Genomic DNA, 21,420 nt, shown 5'->3' on the forward strand with positions numbered 1-21,420 from the left:
AGAATAAATACTGTCCATGAGAACTCGAATCATCACTATTATCACTTTACTGCTATCCACTCCAATGGTTATTGCACAAAAATCAATGGATGAGATAGACAGAGAAAGCTTTGCAGCAAAGCTATCTCCAATGGGAGTAAAAGGTATACAGATGACTGAAACAGGAAATATTCCTCTTGTCAGAGATACTCCTGCAAACATCTTTTTGGACGGAACCTGGCAACTGGCAGAAGGAGGAACTGAAAAAGAACGTTTACACACTATCTGGACAGATCAAATACCTGCCCATGTGCCTGGTAGTATTCACACCGCATTAGTAGAAAATGGAATCATACCCGATCCATACATCGGACAGAATGACTCTATTGCAGAAAAACAATCTTACAAGACATGGTGGATGAAGCGGGAGTTCGAACTAGACTCCCCCTCATCTCACTGTATATTATCTTTTGGCGGAATTGCTAACAAATGTACAATATGGCTCAATGGAAAACTTTTAGGAACACACGAAGGTATGTTCGGAGGGCCCGATTTTTCAATAGGTAACTATTTAAAGAATAAAAACACTCTCATAGTAAAACTAGAAGCCATCCCTCAAATGTTTCTGGGCAACTGGCCTCCCAACGCAAATGAAAGTTGGAAATATACAGTTGTATTCAATTGCGTTTATGGATGGCATTATGCACAAATCCCATCATTAGGAATCTGGCGTAGTGTTCAATTAAAAGAACAAGCCGCAGTAGAAATAGAATCACCCTTCATCGCTACTCGTTCGCTCGATGGTCAAATGCGCTTAACTCTTGATCTGCATAAAAAATCATCTCCATTAAAAGGAGTATTATATGCAGAAGTATCTCCCAAGAACTTCAAAGGAATAACACAATATTATCGTTTCGACATAAATAGTCCGAAAAAACAGGAAACTTTATCTTTAGACTTTCAAATCAAAGATCCGCATCTTTGGTGGCCCAATGACAGAGGAGAACAATCACTATATGACCTCAACCTATTCTTCGTTCCACAAAAAGGGAAGACAGCCCATATAAAAACGTCGTTCGGTATACGGACTATTGAGATGAGACCATTAATTGATGGTGCTAAAGAAGATTATTATAACTGGACATTCGTCATCAATGGCAAGCCGATGTTCATAAAAGGAACAGGCTGGTGCACTATGGATGCATTAATGGACTTCTCAAGAAATAAATACGAACATTTGCTCCAGATAGCCCAAAGGCAGCACATACAAATGTTAAGAGCCTGGGGAGGAGGAATGCCCGAAACCGATGATTTTTACGAATTATGCGATAAATATGGTATTTTAGTCATGCAAGAATGGCCAACGGCCTGGAATAGCCATAACACGCAACCGTACACTATCCTGCAAGAAACAGTGGAAAGAAATACCAAACGATTAAGAAATCACCCTTCTCTTATTATGTGGGGAGCAGGGAATGAATCAGATAAACCATTCGGACCTGCAATTGACATGATGGGACGACTTAGTATAGAACTTGACGGAACACGTCCCTTCCATCGTGGGGAAGCCTGGGGAGGCAGCCTGCACAATTACAACTGCTGGTGGGACGATGCTCATCTTAATCACAATTTGAATATGACCGCTCCTTTTTGGGGAGAATTTGGGATAGCATCATTGCCTCACATCGAGACAGTGCGTAGATATTTGGACGAGGAAAAAGAAGTGTGGCCTCCCCAAAGGAGCGGTAATTTCACGCACCACACTCCTATCTTCGGAACGATGAGAGAAATGGAGAAACTTACTCAATATTCCGGTTATTTTATGCCGAAGGACTCGCTGGCTTCTTTCATACTCGGGTCACAGTTAGCACAAGTAGTAGGAGTGCGCCATACATTAGAACGGGCACGCACATTATGGCCTCATACTACCGGAGCACTTTATTATAAGATGAACGATAACTATCCTGGTGTATCATGGTCATGTGTAGACTATTATGGTATCATAAAACCCGTTCACTATTTTGTGCAAAAGTCTTTTGCCCCGTTAGCAGCAGTCATGCTATTTGACCGCAGCAACCTTGCCAGTCAAGAAGTCAGTCTTCCTGTCTATCTACTTGATGACTGCCAAACATTAGAGAAAGAACCTTATCAAGTCAAAGTGTCTATATACAATGCATTACTAGATACTGTTGCCACCCATACTTTCAACGGTATCGGCGATGATAATGTCGTCAAAAAACTAGGAGAAATAAATCTGAATAGAGAACAAACCAAATCGACCATGCTATTCTTTGTTCTGGACATAATCAAAGATAACAAAAACATATATCGGAATTATTACTTTACCAATTACGAAGTACGTCCGGGCTCCATCGTATCAATGCCCCAAACAGAAATTAAAATGGAACGCACAGGTAATATGGTGACTTTAACAAATACAGGAAAGCACCCTGCTATCGGAGTACACGTAGAAGTACCAGAAAAAATGGACCAACTTATCGTTTCGGAGAACTATATATGGCTTAACCCACAGGAATCAAAAATATTAAAAATAAATTTGGAATCTCCAGTTATTGTAAAAGGCTGGAATCTTCAATCACCCTATTAAACAGAACATTATGAAAAAAGTTTTTATTTCGGCTTTTCTACTACTTAGCCTTCTTACTCTAAATGGATGTAAAAGTAATCAACCTCCGGTAAAAGAGACAGGTGAACCTTACGGAGTAAACTTGGCATGCGCGGACTTCGGTTCATCTTTCCCCGGTGAGTATAATAAAGACTATACCTACCCGACAGATCAAGACCTCGAATATTGGCAAAAGAAAGGGCTGAAACTTATCCGGTTACCATTCAAATGGGAACGGCTACAACTTGACTTAAAAGGACCGCTAAACCAGCACGACCTCAATAAAATGAAAGAATTGGTCAGAGCAGCAGAGAAACGCGATATGGTGGTTATTCTTGACTTACATAATTACTGTCGCCGCTTCATGAACAACGAACATACCCTCATTGGAAACAACGGATTAACAATCGAAGACCTGGCTTCTTTCTGGCAAGCTATCGCTAAAGAATTCTCCACTTTTAAAAACATATATGGTTACGGGCTAATGAACGAGCCACATGATCTGGCCCCGGAAACCAAGTGGTTCGACATGGCGCAAGCGTCCATCAATGCCATACGAGAAGTCGACACAAATACGCTTATTATGGTAGGCGGCAACGACTGGTCATCAGCAGAGCGTTGGATCGAGCAGAGTGATACACTCAAATTCTTAAAAGACCCAGCTAATAACCTTGCTTTTGAAGCTCATGTATATTTTGACAAGGATGCATCCGGTACGTACAAATATTCATACGAAGAGGAAGAATGTTATCCGGAGAAAGGAATCGACCGGGTAAAACCATTTGTAGAATGGATTAAACAGAATAAATTCCATGGTTTTATCGGAGAATATGGAATCCCCGACAATGATCCCCGTTGGAATGAAACCCTCGACTTATTCTTGGGATATTTACAAGAAAACGGAATCAATGGTACATATTGGGCTGCGGGTCCGTGGTGGGATACCTATTTCATGGCAATTACCCCCAAAGACGGGAAAGACAGACCGCAAATGCCTATCATTGAGAAATATACAAGTACCTTTAAAAAATAGAATTATGTTCAAACGATTCTCCATCTGCTATATTTTACTCATGTTTTGTATAACTGGAACTTCCGCCCAAGAAGACCGGTGGACAGGAAACGCCACGAATCTATCCAAAGGAAACTTAAGGGTAAATTCTTCAGGACGTTACCTAGAATACAGTGACGGAACTCCTTTTCTCTACATGGGAGATACAGCATGGGAACTCATCAGCCGCTTAAATGACAAAGAGACTGAACTATATTTGGAGAATCGCAGAGAAAAAGGATTTACCGTCATACAAACGGTAATCCTGGATGAATTAGATGATATGGATGTTTCATCTAACGGAGAACCTAAGTTAATTGACGGCAATATTGACAAGCCCGCTCCCGGCTATTTCACTCATGTAGACAAAGTTATTTCTCTGGCAGCAGCCAAAGGTTTATACATAGCTCTACTACCAACCTGGGGAGATAAGGTAGACAAACAATGGGGAAAAGGACCGGAGATTTTTACACCGGAAAATGCATATAGATACGGCAAATGGTTAGGAGAACGCTATCTGAACGCACCCAATCTGATATGGATAATAGGAGGTGATCGAAGTGGAGACGGAAAAAACTTTGCCATTTGGAATGCATTAGCAACCGGTATTAAAAGTGTAGACAAAAACCATTTGATGACCTATCATCCTCATGGAGAGCACTCATCCTCGTTCTGGTTTCACAATGCTTCGTGGCTGGATTTTAATATGTGTCAATCCGGACACGCACAACAAGATTTCGCAATCTATCAACGTCTGCTTTTGCCCGATTTAAAAAAGGAACCACACAAGCCATGCATGGACGGAGAACCCCGATATGAAAATATTCCGATCAATTTCAAAAAAGAAAATGGAAGATTTGGAGATGATGATATCCGCCATACACTTTACCAAAGTATGTTCAGCGGAGCTTGTGGATATACATACGGCTGTAATGATATATGGCAGATGTTTGATACCGGACGTGAGCCTAAATGTGACGCCGACACTCCATGGTACCAATCAATGGATAAACAAGGAGCATGGGACTTAATTCACTTTCGCAGATTATGGGAAAAATTTGACTTTACTCAAGGAAAAAACCAACAAACCATCTTTGGCAATATACCTTTAGAAAATAAAAACTATCCCGTAGCATTCGGCAACAAAGACTACTTATTAGTATATTTTCCACAAGGTGGAGAGAGAACGATTTATTTGCCTTCAATGAAGGCATCCAAACGGTCTTTAAAGTGGATGAATCCTCGCAATGGAAGAATCACATTCCATCAAAATACAACAGCAGATACCATTCCCGTATCCTCTCCCACAAAGGGAAAAGGAAATGACTGGGTTTTAATTATAGAATAATTAACCGAGAAAAATAACTATAGAATATGAAAAGTAATAGATTAGAAGAGCTAACACAAAATTATGAAGCTCTTATCAACCGAAAAAATGAGATATGTAACAATAGCAACGGTATATATAAACGTTACTACCACCCTGTATTAACAGCAGAACATGCACCACTCATCTGGAAGTATGATTTTGATGAAAAACAAAACCCATTCATGGAAGAAAGAATTGGTATCAACGCTGTAATGAATACGGGAGCCATCAAGATCAATCATAAATACTATCTTGTGGCGCGTGTGGAAGGAGCAGACCGAAAATCATTCTTTGCAGTAGCAGAAAGTAATAGTCCCGTAGACGGATTTCGTTTTTGGGATTATCCGATAGAAATGCCGGAGACAGACATTCCTGATACCAATATGTACGATATGCGCCTGACCGCACATGAAGATGGATGGATTTATGGCATTTTTTGTGCGGAACGCAAAGATACAAACGCTCCAGCCGGTGATTTATCTTCCGCAGTAGCCGTTGCAGGTATTGCACGAACAAAAGACCTAAAAATATGGCAACGCTTGCCGGATCTGAAATCTCCGAGCCAGCAACGTAACGTAGTGCTTCATCCGGAATTTGTGAATGGGAAGTATGCCCTGTATACCCGCCCTCAAGATGGTTTTATTGACGCCGGCAATGGAGGAGGTATCGGATGGGCACTCATAGATGACATCTGTCATGCCGAAATAAAAGAGGAAAAAATCATCAATAAACGGTTTTATCATACGATCAAGGAGGTAAAAAATGGAGAAGGGCCACACCCCATTAAAACTCCACAAGGATGGTTACATTTAGCACATGGTGTAAGAGGATGCGCAGCCGGATTACGCTATGTATTATACTTATACATGACTTCTTTAGAAGATCCGACAGAAATTATAGCTGAACCTGCAGGTTATTTCATGGCCCCTATAGGAGAAGAAAGAATCGGTGATGTATCGAATGTATTATTCTCAAACGGATGGATTGAAGATGATAACGGAAAAATTTATATCTATTATGCGTCTTCGGACACCCGTCTTCATGTAGCCGAATCAACAGTAAGCCAGCTTGTAGATTATTGTCTGCACACACCAACCGACGGTTTCCGTTCTATAGAATCTGTGAAGCGGATCATTACTATGGTAAACCACAATAAACAATACCTGAAACAATAAATACATCACCATGGAAAACATAAAACTAAGAGAAAAAATCGGGTATGGATTAGGAGATGCTGCTTCTTCCATGTTTTGGAAGTTATTCACAATGTATCTGCTATTCTTCTACACAGACGTGGTAGGTATCTCTTCGGCAGTGGTAGGAACAATGTTCCTTATCACACGCATTTGGGACACTTTCCTCGATCCGTTTGTCGGAATATTAGGCGACCGGACAAACTCACGCTGGGGTAAATTCCGCCCCTACCTACTATGGATAGCCATACCATTCGGCATCTGTGGTATACTGACCTTCTCATCTTTTGGAGATAACATGACTACCAAAATAATATTTGCCTATGCCACATATACCCTTATGATGATGGTATATTCATTAATCAATGTTCCGTACGCATCTCTATTAGGAGTAATGTCTGCCAATCCACAAGTACGCACAGAGTTCTCCTCCTACCGCATGACATTTGCTTTTGGAGGAAGTATTCTGGTACTATTCCTCATTGAGCCACTGGTTGATATATTCAGTAAAATGAAGATAACGGAAAATATACCTGACATCGCTTTCGGCTGGCAGATGGCTGCAGTCGTATTTGCGATTATGGCTAGTGGAATGTTCTTATTAACTTTTCTATGGACAAAAGAAAGAGTGCAGCCCATAAAGGAAGAAAAAGGATCACTGAAAGAAGATCTGAAAGATTTGGGCAGAAACAAACCCTGGTGGATTCTTTTATGCGCAGGAATCATGGCATTAGTGTTCAATTCTCTTCGTGACGGTTCTGCTGTATTCTATTTCAAATATTATGTAGACAGCTCCGATACATTCTCTTTCTCATTCATGAATAGTGCCATTACTCTAATCACGATCTACTTGGTATTAGGACAAGCCGCCAATATCCTCGGAATCATGTTTGTGCCATCACTCACCAAAAGAATCGGTAAAAAGAAAACTTATTTTGTAGCAATGGTTGGCGCTACCATTCTAAGTGTTTTATTCTACTTCCTTCCTAAAGATTTTATCTGGGGAATTCTTTGTTTACAGGTCTTAATAAGTATCTGTGCGGGTATTATTTCTCCTTTATTATGGTCTATGTATGCAGATATATCAGACTATTCCGAATGGAAAACCGGAAGACGGGCAACCGGCCTGATATTCTCTTCTTCGTCCATGTCTCAAAAGTTCGGTTGGACAATCGGAGGTGCTTTGACCGGATGGCTACTGGCCTATTTCGGTTTCAAAGCAAATGTAATCCAATCCGACTTTGCTCAAACCGGCATTTGTATGATGATGAGTATCTTCCCGGCAATTGCCACCATGCTATCAGCATTCTTCATTTCACGTTATCCGTTAAATGAAAAAAGATTATATGAAATATCAACAGAACTCGAAGAGAGAAGAAAAAAGTAAATTCATCACTAACCAACTAACCAATATGGCTCATATTTCAATTCGGTCCTATTTGTATTTACTATTGGGTACAACCCTATTCTCATGTGCACTTCAAGAGCTAAAAACGCCATTTGAATTAAAATGTGAGAATATACCCGTTCCTGTAGGAGTAGATACTCAAACTCCCAGACTCTCCTGGAAACTTCCGCTGCTAGAGGAAGATAGTATCAACAGAGTTGAGATATGGCTATCAACAGACAGTACTCAATTATCAGGCAGACAGTCCGGTTATTGGAACAAATCCATCATAGGAGCTCCCATAAGAGTCTCCTATGATGGACAACCATTAGATTCATATACAACGTATTATTGGAAAATAGGCTATCAAACCTCTTCCAAACAGAAAACTACATTTTCCCCTATATCCTCCTTCACAACAGGATGTTTATCATCTGACAACTGGAAAGGGAAATGGATTACTGACAAACATGACATCACATACCGTCCGGCACCCTATTATAGAAAGAGCTTCCAATTAGACAAAACAATCGAGCAAGCCTTACTCACTATTGCATCGGCAGGCCTGCATGAGCTCTCTGTCAACGGGCAACGGGCAGGAAATCATTTCCTTGACCCTATGTATACACATTTCGACAAACGTATACTATCAGTCACTCATGATGTTACGTCATTACTATCTCTGGGTGAAAATGTAATAGGAGTACAACTGGGGAACGGCTGGTATAATCATCAATCCACAGCAGTATGGTTTTTCGACAAGGCTTCATGGAGAAACCGCCCTAAATTCACAGCACAACTCCATCTGCGTTACACAGATGGAACAACAGAATATCTGGGTACTGACTCAACCTGGCAAACAACTGACAGCCCGGTTATTTTCAACAGCATCTATACAGCCGAGCATTATGATGCACAGAAAGAATTAGCAGGCTGGGACTCCCCCGGATTCAACGCTACCGGATGGTATCATGCACAAGAAACCGAATCGCCTACGGAAACGATCAAATCACAAGTTATGCATCCGATTCGTGAAACGGCCCGCTATACAGCAACTCAATGTAAAAAAATAAATGACAGCTGCTACGTCTATCATTTCCCCCAAAACATTGCAGGTGTCACCGAGCTAAAAGTGAAAGGAAAAAAAGGAACAAAACTGCACCTGAAACACGGGGAACTTTTAGACAAAAACGGTATGGTAAACATGGCAAATATAGATTATCACTACCGGCCGACAGACGACAGCGATCCTTTTCAAACAGACATCGTCATACTTAGCGGAAAGCAAGATAGATTCATGCCCAAATTCAACTACAAAGGTTTTCAGTTTGTAGAAGTCTCATCATCTGCCCCCATTCAATTATCCGACGAAAATCTTATTGCAGTAGAAATGCACAGTGATGTTCCGGCCATCGGCTACTGGTCTTCGTCATCCGATCTGCTAAACAAAATATGGAAAGCCACTAACAGTTCCTATTTAGCCAACTTGTTCGGTTACCCGACTGACTGCCCTCAACGGGAAAAAAATGGCTGGACAGGAGACGCACATATTGCCATAGAAACAGGATTATACAATTTCGATGGTATCTCTATATATGAGAAATGGATGAACGACTTTTGTGATGAACAAAAAGACAACGGAATCCTCCCATGTATCATCCCAACTTCCGTATGGGGCTATGATTGGGCCAACGGGGTCGACTGGACGAGTGCTGTCGCCATTATCCCTTGGGAAATTTATCGATTTTACGGAGATACCACATTACTCCGCCGCATGTACGGATCAATCAAAAAATATGTCTCCTATATAGAATCCATATCAACCAATCATCTTACAGACTGGGGACTGGGCGACTGGGTACCTGTACGCTCAAAAAGCAATATAACCTTGACTTCCTCTATCTATTATTATACGGACGTCTGTATTCTAGCCAAAGCAGCCAGACTTTTCGGATATGCCGAAGATGCCTCCTATTATAACACGCTGGCACAAAAAATAAAAGAAGCTATCAACACCAGTTTTCTCAATAAGGAAACAGGAATATATGCAGGGGGAACACAGACAGAACTTGCCATGCCATTATACTGGGGAATCGTTCCGGAAGAAGATAAAAAGAAAGTTGCTGCCAGACTACATGAATTGGTAGAAAAAGACGATTATCATCTGGACGTAGGTTTATTAGGAAGCAAGGCCCTACTTTCCGCCCTGTCAGATAACGGATATGCGGAAACAGCTTACAAAGTCGCATCACAAGACACCTATCCTTCCTGGGGGTACTGGATCAAACAAGGTGCTACAACTCTACATGAAAATTGGCGGACAGATGTCGTTATCGACAACTCATATAACCATATTATGTTCGGAGAAATAGGAGCATGGCTATACAAAGGACTGGGAGGAATTCAGATAGATGAAAAACATCCCGGATTCAAGCATATTTTGCTAAAACCTTTCTTTCCGGCAGACATGAATGAACTTACCATACGCTATAATACTCCCTATGGCTGGTTAAATATCAACTGGGTTCGTCAAACTAATGACTGCATCCGTTATACAATCGATATTCCGGCAGGCACTTCTGCAACATTTGTTCCTTTTACAATGCCAGAACCCCAAAAATCGATAACTTTACAAGCCGGAAAACATTCACTTGAACTTGATTTTATTCACCAATTAATCAATCAACGATAACTATGTACAAAAGAATCACCTTATTCACATTCATTTGCCTGCTCGCTTTAGCAGGAATAGCCCAAAATAAAGACACTTATACCATTTTATTATCCGGAGCATCTTTTGCCGAACCTAACAATAAGTGGTTTGAAATGGGATGTCGTGCCCTTCACGCCATCCCCATCAATCGGGCTGTAAGTGCAGAATCTATTGCTCACACTGCAAATAAAATGCTGGACGGCACTCTCTATACCCCGGAAGAGTTCGATAACATTGATGTATTCGTCTTGATGCAAGTACATGAAAAAGACGTATATAACGAAGCAAACTTAAAAGAGAACTACAAGGATTATAAAACTCCTTTTGATGCTTCCGACTATGCCGTTTGCTATGATTATGTCATCAAGCGCTACATATCAGACTGTTATAACCAGAAATTTAATCCAAAATCCAGATATTATAACACTCCTTATGGGAAACCTGCTTCTATTGTCTTATGTACTCATTGGCATGACAGTCGTCCGATATTCAACACTTCGGTCCGAAAACTGGCAGAAAAATGGGGATTCCCAGTAGTTGAATTCGACAGATACATCGGATTCTCCAAAAACCAGAAACATCCGGTTACAGGAAAACAATATAGCCTAATTTACACTGGGGATTCACAAGAGACTCATGGAGAAGTATTTGGATGGCATCCGCCACATGGAGAACATTCATTTATTCAACAGCGCATGGCTGCAATCTTTGCCGATACGCTTCGTAAGATATTGCTTCCCAAAGAATATATTAATGAATAATCACCAAATACTCATCGGATGAAAAAACTTCTATCATTAACAGTTTGCTTGTTATTTGTCCTATCACAAATAATGGCACAGCTTTCCGTACCTTCTTTCTTTTCAGACCACATGGTGCTGCAACGTGAGAAGCCAATCAATATATGGGGAACTGCCAGTGCCGGTGAGCGAATTAGCGTAACATTAGGAAATGCTCAAAAGAGTACCCGAACCGATAAAAATGGGAAATGGTCAGTCAGCCTACCTCCTATGCAAGCCGGTGGACCGTATACTCTAAATGTAAAAAGCCTCAAGCAGACTTTATCATTTACAGATATTTTAATCGGTGAAGTATGGATTTGTAGCGGACAGTCAAATATGGAGTTTCGTCTGCGTAGCGCTAATCATGCTACCGAAGAAGTCGCAGCTGCCAATTACCCTCAAATCCGTTCATTCAACGTAATTCAAGAAATGGGGCACACTCCTAAAACCGACTTAAAAGGTAAATGGGAAGTATGTTCACCCGCCTCCGCTTCTGATTTTTCAGCTGTCGGCTATTTCTTTGCGCGTGAATTATACCAAAAACTCAATATTCCTATCGGATTCATCAACTCCTCATGGGGTGGTACGGACATCGAAACCTGGATGAGCATGGAAGTGATAGAGCATTTCCCGAAATATGAAAAATCATTAGCCCGTATGCGCTCTTCTGAATTCGAAGAATACATCAAGCACAGTGACAAAGTCAAAAAAGAATTCGAACAAGCCATCATAAACGAACCGGGAGAAAAAGAGAAATGGTATTTAGAAAACACCCCTACAGAAAACTGGAAGGAACATATTGTTCCGTCATTATGGTCAAATGAAGAGTTATCCGGTATAGATGGAGTTGTATGGTTTACTTATCAGTTTTCCATACCGGCCAACTGTTTAGGACAGGATGCAGAATTGAGTCTCGGTACTATCGATGACGATGACATTACCTGGGTTAACGGACATGAAGTAGGACGAACGGTAGGATATGACCTGAAACGTCTATATAAGATTCCGGCAGAAGTAATAAAGGAACAGAATACCATCACTATTAAAATATCCGACTATCGTGGAGGAGGCGGTCTATATGGTCCTAAAGATGAAGTATACCTGAAAATCAACAACCGAATTTTCCCTTTGTGTGATAATTGGAAGTATAAAGTTGCAGTATCGAGTGCACAATATGATTATGTAGAATATGGTCCTAACGCTTTTCCTTCTTTGCTGTTCAACGCAATGATTCATCCGCTGGTAGGTTTGGGGATGAAAGGGGTAATCTGGTATCAGGGAGAAAACAATGCCGCCCGAGCCAACGAATACATTGATTTATTTCCGGCTTTAATTAAAGACTGGAGAAGCAGATGGAATAACGAATTCCCATTTTATTGGGTTCAATTAGCAAACTTCATGTCTCCGGCCAAGCAGCCTTCCGAAAGTCATTGGGCAAACCTGCGAGATACACAGTCGAAGACACTGGCCTTACCACATACAGGACAGGCCGTCATTATAGACATCGGTGAAGAAAATGACATACATCCCCGCAACAAACAAGATGTAGGTAAACGACTTGCTTTGCATGCTCTCCACAATGATTACGGATATAACTCTATTGTTTGCACCGGCCCGATATTCCAGTCGGTAAAAAGAATCGGAGATGCACTGGAGCTCACCTTTAACGCTTGTGACGAACAACTAGTAGCTCGTAATAAATATGGCTATTTATCAGGATTCGCCATTGCCGGCGTAAATGGAAAATACCAATGGGCACAGGCTAAAATCGAAAACAATAAAGTAATAGTATGGAATAAGGAAATACAGCAACCGGTCTCTGTACGATATGCTTGGGGAGATAATCCCGATGATGCTAACTTATACAACGCAGCCGGTTTACCTGCCTCGCCTTTCGAAGGACACATCAGCCAATAAACGGCCTACAAAAACAGAAAAAGAATACCGGCAATGAATGTATGATCATCATTTCCGGTATTTTTCATATTTACAGTCCACTCCCTAATCATCCAGAGACTATATTTTCTCTTTCCCACACGTTGTAATTTAAAGATTATCACGTATCTTTGCCTGCTCAAATCATAAATACGAGATATGGCTATTACAATCAAGAAAGTCTCCACAAAGAGAGAACTTAAGAAATTTATCCGTTTCAATTACAGAATGTACAAGGGTAACCCTTACTCTGTGCCTGACCTCTATGACGACATGCTCAACACCTTCAACAAGAAGAAAAACGCAGCATTCGAATTCTGTGAAGCAGATTATTTCCTCGCATACCGGGACGATAAAATAGTAGGACGTGTAGCTGCAATCATCAATAATCAGGCGAACGAGAAGTGGGAATGTAAAAACGTTCGTTTCGGATGGATAGACTTCATCGACGATCCCGAAGTATCATCCGCACTCATCAAAACGGTGGAAGAATGGGGAAAAGAACGAGGCATGACTCACATTGCCGGTCCTCTCGGATTTACTGATTTCGATGCGGAAGGTATGTTAGTTGAAGGATTCGACCAACTTAGTACCATGGCTACTATCTACAACCACCCGTACTATCCTGTACACATGGAAAAGTTAGGCTTCGAGAAAGACGCCGACTGGGTGGAATACAAAATCTACATACCGGATGCCATTCCCGACAAGCATAAACGTATCTCCGAACTGATCCAACGAAAATATAACCTCAAGATAAAGAAATATACTTCCGGAAGAAAAATAGCCAAAGACTACGGACAGAAGATTTTCGAGCTGATGAATGAAGCATATAGTCCTCTTTATGGCTATTCTCCGTTGACACAGCGGCAAATTGACCAATACGTGAAAATGTATCTGCCGATCCTTGACTTACGCATGGTTACACTGATTACTGATGCCAATGACGAATTGGTCTGTGTAGGTATCTCCATGCCATCTCTCGCCGAGGCTTTACAGAAATCACACGGACGTCTGTTGCCACTCGGATGGTTCTATCTGTTAAAGGCACTATTTATGAAACGCCGTGCCAAAATGCTTGATCTGCTACTCGTTGCAGTGAAACCGGAATATCAAAACAAAGGTGTTAACGCTTTGTTATTTTCCGATTTAATTCCAGTTTATCAAAAATTAGGTTTTATCTTTGCGGAAAGCAACCCCGAACTGGAACTGAACGGAAAAGTTCAGGCACAATGGGATTACTTTGAGACTCAACAACATAAGCGCCGCCGTGCGTTCATCAAAGAGATAAAATAAAAAACAGCTATGGAAGAGAACGAATTGATACCTGTAGACAACAACAATGCAGTAGAGTACACTGACGACAACATCCGTCACCTAAGTGACATGGAACATGTACGCACACGCCCCGGTATGTATATCGGAAGGCTGGGCGACGGTGCACATGCCGAAGACGGAATCTATGTCCTCCTGAAAGAAGTAATTGACAACAGTATTGACGAGTTCAAAATGCAAGCCGGTAAGAAAATCGAGATTACCGTTGAAGAAAACCTCCGTGTCAGCGTACGCGACTACGGACGAGGCATCCCGCAGGGAAAACTCATCGAAGCCGTCAGCATGCTGAACACCGGTGGTAAGTACGACAGCAAGGCATTTAAAAAAAGTGTCGGACTAAACGGTGTCGGTGTGAAAGCCGTCAATGCCTTGAGCTCCCGTTTTGAGGTACGCAGTTACCGCGACGGTAAAGTACGTATCGCCACTTTCTCAAAAGGAAACCTGCTAACCGACGAAACGCAGAATACCGAAGAGGAAAACGGAACTTACATCTTCTTCGAACCGGATAATACATTATTCCTGAATTACAGTTTCAAGCCTGAATTTATTGAGACAATGCTACGTAACTACACGTACCTCAATACCGGGCTTGCCATTATCTATAACGGACACCGTATCCTGTCACGCAATGGTCTGGTAGACCTTTTGAACGACAATATGACGGCAACCGGACTTTACCCGATCATCCACCTGAAAGGGGAAGACATCGAAATCGCCTTCACGCATACCGGACAATACGGAGAAGAATATTACTCCTTCGTCAACGGTCAGCATACCACCCAAGGAGGTACGCATCAGAGTGCTTTCAAGGAACACATCGCCCGCACCATCAAAGAGTTCTTTAACAAGAACATGGACTATACCGACATTCGTAACGGACTGGTTGCTGCCATTGCCGTCAATGTGGAAGAGCCTATCTTTGAGAGTCAGACGAAAACGAAGCTGGGTTCTACCAATATGGTTCCCGGCGGAGTGACAGTCAATAAATATGTAGGCGACTTTATCAAACAGGAAGTGGACAACTTCTTGCACAAGAATGCGGATGTAGCCGAAGCGATACAACAAAAGATCCAAGAATCCGAGAAAGAGCGTAAAGCCATTGCAGGTGTAACCAAACTTGCCCGTGAACGTGCAAAAAAGGCAAACCTGCACAACCGCAAATTGCGCGACTGCCGTATTCACCTCAACGACCCGAAAGGAAAAGGACTGGAAGAAGACTCCTGCATCTTTATCACCGAGGGGGACTCTGCAAGTGGTTCCATCACCAAAAGCCGTGATGTGAACACGCAAGCAGTGTTCAGTCTACGTGGTAAACCACTGAATTCTTTCGGGTTAACCAAGAAAGTGGTCTACGAGAACGAAGAATTTAATCTGCTTCAGGCAGCCTTGAATATAGAAGATGGTTTGGACGGACTACGCTACAACAAAGTCATCGTAGCAACCGATGCCGATGTGGACGGTATGCATATCCGCCTGCTGCTAATTACTTTCTTCCTGCAATTCTTCCCTGACCTTATAAAAAAAGGCCACGTATATATACTGCAAACGCCTTTGTTCCGTGTACGCAATAAGAAAAAAACAATCTATTGTTATAGTGAAGAAGAGCGTGTCAATGCAATTAACGAACTAAGCCCGAATCCGGAGATCACGCGATTTAAAGGTTTAGGAGAGATTTCACCGGACGAGTTCAAGCATTTCATCGGTAAAGACATGCGTCTGGAGCAAGTTTCTTTGCGAAAGACAGACGCAGTGAAAGAACTACTTGAATTCTACATGGGTAAAAATACCATGGAACGACAGAACTTTATTATAGATAATCTGGTTATAGAAGAAGATTTGGCATCATGAGAAAAGCAATATTCCCGGGTACTTTTGACCCCTTCACCATCGGACATTATTCGGTAGTGGAACGTGCACTCACCTTTATGGACGAAATCGTGATAGGAATCGGTATCAATGAGAACAAGAATACATACTTTCCCATTGAGAAAAGAGAGGAAATGATTCGGGAACTTTACAAGGATGAGCCTCGTATAAAAGTGATGTCCTACGACTGTCTGACCATTGATTTTGCGCAGGAAGTAGGGGCCAGGTTTATTGTCCGCGGTATCCGTACAGTGAAAGATTTCGAGTATGAAGAAACGATTGCGGACATCAACCGCAAACTGGCAGGCATTGAAACGATCCTGCTCTTCACAGAACCGGAACTGACTTGCGTCAGCTCAACGATTGTACGCGAATTATTGACTTATAATAAAGATATCAGCCAGTTTATTCCCAAAGGAATGAGGATAAGTTGAGAGTTGAGAAGGATGCAGGCGTATCTGTGCCCGGTTGTTAATACTCGGCTATTAATATAAAGTAAGATTATGAATAAGATTAAAATATACGTCCTTTTGGCTTGCCTGTGGGCAGTATCAGCCTTACAGGCCCAAAATTTCGGTTCTGAAGCCATGCGCAAGCTACAAATGGCAGAGTTCGCAATCTCCCATTTCTATGTAGACAAAGTAGATGAAGACAAGTTGGTGGAAGAAGCCATCATCAAGATGCTGGCACAACTCGACCCGCACTCTACCTACTCGGACGCAGAAGAAGTGAAGAAAATGAACGAACCTCTTCAAGGTAACTTCGAAGGTATTGGAGTTCAGTTTCAGATGATTGAAGATACCCTGTTAGTAGTGCAACCCGTCAGCAACGGACCTTCCGAAAAAGTCGGCATCCTTGCCGGTGACCGTATTGTTGCGGTCAATGACAGCGCCATTGCCGGAGTGAAAATGAGTACGGAAGATATTATGAAGCGTCTTCGTGGTCCGAAAGGTTCTAAAGTCAACCTGACTATCGTTCGTCGTGGCGTACAAGATCCTTTATTGTTCACAGTGAAAAGAGATAAAATACCTATCCTTAGCCTCGATGCTTCTTACATGATTCAGCCTAAAACAGGTTATATCCGCATCAACCGCTTCGGAGCAACCACTGCCGAAGAATTCAAGAAAGCAATGACAAGCCTTCAGAAACAAGGTATGAAGGACCTGATTCTCGACCTGCAAGGAAACGGAGGAGGTTACCTGAATGCAGCCATCGACCTTGCCAACGAATTCCTGGGGCAAAAAGAATTGATTGTCTACACGGAAGGACGGACTGCCAAACGCAGTGATTTCTACGCCAAAGGAAACGGAGATTTCCGTAATGGACGTCTTATCATCCTAGTAGATGAATATACGGCTTCCGCCAGCGAAATTGTCAGCGGTGCAGTGCAGGATTGGGATAGAGGAATTATCGTAGGACGCCGTTCTTTCGGCAAAGGATTGGTGCAACGTCCTATCGACCTGCCGGACGGTTCCATGATTCGTTTGACTATTGCACGCTATTATACTCCATCGGGACGTTCCATCCAGAAACCATACGACAGTACTGTCGATTACAACAAGGATCTGATAGAACGTTTCAACCACGGTGAACTGATGAATGCTGACAGCATCCACTTCCCTGATTCACTGAAAGCACAAACCAAGAAGCTAGGACGCACTGTTTATGGCGGAGGGGGTATCATGCCGGACTATTTCGTACCTATCGACACTACTCTTTATACGGATTATCACCGTAATCTGGTAGCTAAAGGAGCCGTGATTAAATTCACCATGCAGTTTATCGAAGGGCACCGGAAAGAGTTGAAAAACAAATATAAAAAGTTCGAATCGTTTGATGAGAAGTTCGTAGTCGATGATGATATGCTCGCCATTTTAAAGGAAATAGGAGAGAAAGAAGGAGTGAAATTCAATGAAGAGCAATATCAGAAGTCGCTCCCTCTTATCAAGACGCAGCTTAAAGCACTAATAGCCCGTGATCTTTGGGATATGAACGAATATTTCCGGGTAATGAATACCACCAATGAGAGTATACAAAAGGCGCTGGAGATACTGAATTCGGATGAGTACCAGAAGAAGCTGAAACAGGGTATTCAGTAAACAATCATAAGACACCATTTTTCAGTTCGGTGGACATATATACTCACTATAGTGAAAAAATATCTATCATAAGTATCATTCATTTTGATACTCTTCTCATTATCAAAGAAATAAGTATGATAGATAGCTTTTAAAAAAGGTATCTATCATACTTTTACCAGCAAAAACAGGTTATCTATCATCTACAAAATAGCCGAATAAAGGCCCTATATGCATAAGATAGCTTGTTTTTGTTGAATAGTTTAATTCTCCCCTGCCCTATATCTATCAGATAGAACAAAGCGCATAAATACCTCAAACAAGCAGAGATAGTTTGCTTTTCTCCCTGATATAGTTTATCTTTGCTACCGATATAGTTCATTCTTCATGGCCGTGGCGAATTCCTACCACGGCCGTGGAAAGATACTACCACAGCCATGAAGAGATCTCTCCACGGCCGTGGGAAACTAATGATAAAGGCACCGGAAGACAACTATCCCTATGCCTTAATCCAAGAATAAAGGCAGGATAACTTATAAAAGCCGCTTGATAACAAACAAACAACAGCTATATAACACCCTCCCCCTAAGTCCGAAGATGATCGATTAGCTTTGCAACAACAGAAAACAATGTCCTTATAGGCTTGCAATGGTAAATTAAAGGTACGTAGTAATGTATAAGGCGAAAACAAATTAATAATGGCAATACAATTTGAATTGTACAAGACTCCCCGTCCCAAGGATGAGGAAGACAAAGAAGTGTATCACGCACGTGTAGTCAACTTCCAACACATTGACACAGACTATTTGGCAAAAGAAATCCAGATAGCAACTTCTCTAACTGAAGGGGATGTAAAGTCAGTTCTCGAATCCCTAAGTCATTTTATGGGAGATCGTCTTCGGGAAGGACAAAGCGTCCATTTGGATGGCATCGGTTATTTCCAGATAAAGCTGAATAGTCAAGAACCTATCACTTCGCCCAAACTAAAAGCGAATCAGATAAAACTCAAAGCCAATATCAGCTTTAAAGCGGATGCCAAACTAAAAAGGTCAGTCAGTGTTGTTCATGTGGAGCGAAGTAAACTGAAACCCCATTCGGCTGTCCTTTCAAATGACGAGATAGACAAATTGCTGACAAACTACTTCAAGAGCAACCCTGTATTAACCCGTCGCGACTTTCAAGGATTGTGCGGCTTTACCCCTACCACTGCCGCACGGCAAATCAAACGGCTGAAAGAGGAGGAGAAGAAGTTGAAGAATATCAATACTTATTATAATCCGATTTATGTGCCGATGCCGGGATATTATGGCAAGGCGGAGATAAAGACAGATGAATAAAAGGAAATCAAAAGAAATAAAAAAGGGAAATTCAGTTGTCGCAAATTTTGCAACAACTGAATTTCCCTCTATTTTCGTCTAACTTGTGCAAAAATTACACAAGTTAATTACTATCTTAATTAGCAATGGGCAGGCGTACAAATATACCACTCAAAAATATGAGACAGTTTTTTATTTGCCCTGAAGCGTTATAATAGAACGCGCCGGAATCTGAACAATCTTTCCACTTTTCACTGTCCCCACCGGAAGCAAATTTTCCCCTTCTTTATCCGAAGTACGATAAATCTGCCATTGCGTATTTCCTACTTTTCCTTTATGAATAGAAAACTCTTTTTCTTCATTGGCATAATTAATAACTACCATCACATACGTTCCGTCTACATTCTTATAAGCAGAACACATCAATCCTTGCTGGTCGGTGTCGCCATCAGGAATCAAAGCGTCTGTTTGATCGAAAGCCGAAACGGATAACCGGATTGCCCCCGGACGGATAAAACGACTATAATTACCTAAAGCCCACATCAGTTTGGAGTCTTCTACTCTGCCATCTAAGAAATTATTGTCCGTAGTACATTCGCGAATCAATCCATCTTTGTAATCACCGCCAATGGCACGCCACCATTGCCAACTTTTTGCTCCCGCATATACAATATCGTGATGAATGATGCGTGCTACATAAAGTGCCGTTTTCATGGTACGGTCGAAACCACCTCCGCCACCGATCTCTTCATCATTGCCCATAATACAAGTTTCCGTCTGCCAGAAGTCAACATTGTATTTATCTAGTGTATCCCGTAGTTGAAGACGGATATTGCGCAGATCGCTTAAAGGTGTATTTGTCCAATAGCTATGCCCGAGCATCAGACGAGGAACATTCGGAGTATCTCCCAAATACGTATCCACACTATCCGGGCAGAAGAAAGCCTGAATCTGATACCCCCGTTGCCAATCCGTTTCGTGAGTGCGGAACATACAACGATAATCGGAAGACTCATTGACCAGAATCTGTGTATCCATGTCCCGGTCTACAAACTCTTTGCTCAACAGACGAACCGTGCGGGCTACTTCCCTATTCGTTGCCGGACAGCCTTCCTGCTTCGGACCGACCCAGTTCCAGTGTCCGTCCGGTTCATTGAAAGGACAGATATAGTTGAACTTGATGCCATCGTGTTGTTCTACTCCCTGCACTACATCTGCCAGAAAACGAGCGTACTTTTCATAACAATCCGGTTTCAGGTTCGCCGTACCTCCACGTCCGGTGTTGGTAGCCAATCCGTTCTGTGTGTAATATATGGGAGGCGAATTCAAGAAAGCCAGAAATTTGTTGACTCCCCGTTCTTTAGCCAGTTTCAGGAAGTTGCGTTGACCTTGTTGTTTGTTCCAGTCGTATGTTCCGTCGGGATTCAGGAAACATTCGGCACGCATCCAGGGAGAAGCAATCTGACTGTTCTCTCCTTGCTCCTTGCTACCTGCTCCGACATTGAAACGCCAGAGTGACAGGCCGATACCTTTCGGTTGTCCGTTGGCGTCATTCTCCGTGCTGAACAACCAGTCGGCTATTTGGTTTTGTTTCTCCTGCGGCCAAAGCCCGATGAATTGCATACTCCAGGCATCGGAAGCACTGAAGTATGCCATCGTCTGACAGAGTTGGTCTGTTTCTATCTGATAACGTATTTCGGGGGCAGGTTGGGAACATCCACCTGCCACACTGGCTATTGAGAAGAAGCCTAAAGCGGCTAAAATCTTTTTACCTTTCATCCTATCCATCT

General features: G+C 42.1%; 14 protein-coding genes. 13 read left to right on the forward strand and 1 reads right to left on the reverse strand.

Features of this window, described 5'->3' with window-relative positions:
* Window positions 1–16: 16 nt before the first annotated feature.
* From INE92_RS18060 to INE92_RS18120, 13 genes are all read left to right on the forward strand, one after another.
* Window positions 17–2,587 carry a glycoside hydrolase family 2 protein gene (locus INE92_RS18060; RefSeq protein WP_211421209.1) on the forward strand — a complete coding sequence of 857 codons (2,571 nt, stop codon included), beginning with the start codon at window positions 17–19 and terminating at the stop codon, window positions 2,585–2,587.
* A gap of 10 nt (window positions 2,588–2,597) precedes the next feature.
* Window positions 2,598–3,638, forward strand: coding sequence for a glycoside hydrolase family 5 protein (locus INE92_RS18065; RefSeq protein ID WP_120144415.1), 1,041 nt, complete (start codon window positions 2,598–2,600; stop codon window positions 3,636–3,638).
* Window positions 3,639–3,642: 4 nt separating this feature from the next.
* Entirely contained in the window at window positions 3,643–5,004 is a 1,362-nt protein-coding gene (locus INE92_RS18070; RefSeq protein WP_211421210.1) for an apiosidase-like domain-containing protein, read from the forward strand.
* Between the two features lie 26 nt (window positions 5,005–5,030).
* Complete coding sequence (locus INE92_RS18075; protein ID WP_211421211.1) at window positions 5,031–6,200, forward strand: glycoside hydrolase family 130 protein; 1,170 nt, start codon at window positions 5,031–5,033, stop codon at window positions 6,198–6,200.
* A gap of 10 nt (window positions 6,201–6,210) precedes the next feature.
* Entirely contained in the window at window positions 6,211–7,605 is a 1,395-nt protein-coding gene (locus INE92_RS18080) for an MFS transporter (RefSeq protein WP_004298410.1), read from the forward strand.
* On the forward strand, window positions 7,565–10,297 hold the full coding sequence (locus tag INE92_RS18085; protein ID WP_211421212.1) for an alpha-L-rhamnosidase: 2,733 nt from the start codon (window positions 7,565–7,567) through the stop codon (window positions 10,295–10,297). The genes INE92_RS18080 and INE92_RS18085 overlap by 41 nt, the downstream gene beginning before the upstream one ends.
* A gap of 2 nt (window positions 10,298–10,299) precedes the next feature.
* Window positions 10,300–11,079, forward strand: coding sequence for a DUF5040 domain-containing protein (locus tag INE92_RS18090; RefSeq protein WP_004317074.1), 780 nt, complete (start codon window positions 10,300–10,302; stop codon window positions 11,077–11,079).
* 18 nt (window positions 11,080–11,097) lie between these two features.
* A complete protein-coding gene (locus INE92_RS18095; protein WP_211421213.1) occupies window positions 11,098–13,017 on the forward strand; it encodes a sialate O-acetylesterase in 1,920 nt (639 codons plus the stop codon).
* A 177-nt stretch (window positions 13,018–13,194) separates the two neighbouring features.
* Window positions 13,195–14,331: a GNAT family N-acetyltransferase gene (locus tag INE92_RS18100; RefSeq protein WP_008642303.1), complete on the forward strand. Its 1,137-nt coding sequence runs from the start codon at window positions 13,195–13,197 to the stop codon at window positions 14,329–14,331.
* Between the two features lie 9 nt (window positions 14,332–14,340).
* Window positions 14,341–16,218, forward strand: a complete 1,878-nt coding sequence (locus tag INE92_RS18105) for a DNA topoisomerase IV subunit B (protein ID WP_008642302.1) — start codon at window positions 14,341–14,343, stop codon at window positions 16,216–16,218.
* Window positions 16,215–16,670, forward strand: a complete 456-nt coding sequence (coaD, locus tag INE92_RS18110) for a pantetheine-phosphate adenylyltransferase (RefSeq protein ID WP_004311084.1) — start codon at window positions 16,215–16,217, stop codon at window positions 16,668–16,670. The genes INE92_RS18105 and coaD overlap by 4 nt, the downstream gene beginning before the upstream one ends.
* A 69-nt stretch (window positions 16,671–16,739) precedes the next feature.
* Complete coding sequence (locus tag INE92_RS18115) at window positions 16,740–18,335, forward strand: S41 family peptidase (protein WP_009038862.1); 1,596 nt, start codon at window positions 16,740–16,742, stop codon at window positions 18,333–18,335.
* Between the two features lie 677 nt (window positions 18,336–19,012).
* The gene (locus INE92_RS18120) at window positions 19,013–19,651 is read left to right on the forward strand and encodes an HU family DNA-binding protein (RefSeq protein WP_009038861.1); all 639 of its coding nucleotides are present in this window, start codon (window positions 19,013–19,015) and stop codon (window positions 19,649–19,651) included.
* A 171-nt stretch (window positions 19,652–19,822) separates the two neighbouring features.
* Here the strand turns inward: INE92_RS18120 and INE92_RS18125 are convergent, their stop codons facing one another.
* On the reverse strand, window positions 19,823–21,409 hold the full coding sequence (locus INE92_RS18125) for a glycoside hydrolase (protein ID WP_009038860.1): 1,587 nt from the start codon (window positions 21,407–21,409) through the stop codon (window positions 19,823–19,825).
* Window positions 21,410–21,420: the final 11 nt, after the last annotated feature.

This window comes from Bacteroides xylanisolvens (genome assembly GCF_018289135.1).
Taxonomy (GTDB): Bacteria; Bacteroidota; Bacteroidia; order Bacteroidales; family Bacteroidaceae; genus Bacteroides; species Bacteroides xylanisolvens.

Bases quoted from the DNA above. Each gene is read 5' to 3' on its own strand.
- INE92_RS18060 (WP_211421209.1), top strand. From the start codon at position 17: ATGAGAACTCGAATCATCACTATTATCACTTTACTGCTATCCACTCCA.
- INE92_RS18065 (WP_120144415.1), top strand. From the start codon at position 2,598: ATGAAAAAAGTTTTTATTTCGGCTTTTCTACTACTTAGCCTTCTTACT.
- INE92_RS18070 (WP_211421210.1), top strand. From the start codon at position 3,643: ATGTTCAAACGATTCTCCATCTGCTATATTTTACTCATGTTTTGTATA.
- INE92_RS18075 (WP_211421211.1), top strand. From the start codon at position 5,031: ATGAAAAGTAATAGATTAGAAGAGCTAACACAAAATTATGAAGCTCTT.
- INE92_RS18080 (WP_004298410.1), top strand. From the start codon at position 6,211: ATGGAAAACATAAAACTAAGAGAAAAAATCGGGTATGGATTAGGAGAT.
- INE92_RS18085 (WP_211421212.1), top strand. From the start codon at position 7,565: ATGAAATATCAACAGAACTCGAAGAGAGAAGAAAAAAGTAAATTCATC.
- INE92_RS18090 (WP_004317074.1), top strand. From the start codon at position 10,300: ATGTACAAAAGAATCACCTTATTCACATTCATTTGCCTGCTCGCTTTA.
- INE92_RS18095 (WP_211421213.1), top strand. From the start codon at position 11,098: ATGAAAAAACTTCTATCATTAACAGTTTGCTTGTTATTTGTCCTATCA.
- INE92_RS18100 (WP_008642303.1), top strand. From the start codon at position 13,195: ATGGCTATTACAATCAAGAAAGTCTCCACAAAGAGAGAACTTAAGAAA.
- INE92_RS18105 (WP_008642302.1), top strand. From the start codon at position 14,341: ATGGAAGAGAACGAATTGATACCTGTAGACAACAACAATGCAGTAGAG.
- coaD (WP_004311084.1), top strand. From the start codon at position 16,215: ATGAGAAAAGCAATATTCCCGGGTACTTTTGACCCCTTCACCATCGGA.
- INE92_RS18115 (WP_009038862.1), top strand. From the start codon at position 16,740: ATGAATAAGATTAAAATATACGTCCTTTTGGCTTGCCTGTGGGCAGTA.
- INE92_RS18120 (WP_009038861.1), top strand. From the start codon at position 19,013: ATGGCAATACAATTTGAATTGTACAAGACTCCCCGTCCCAAGGATGAG.
- INE92_RS18125 (WP_009038860.1), bottom strand. From the start codon at position 21,409: ATGAAAGGTAAAAAGATTTTAGCCGCTTTAGGCTTCTTCTCAATAGCC.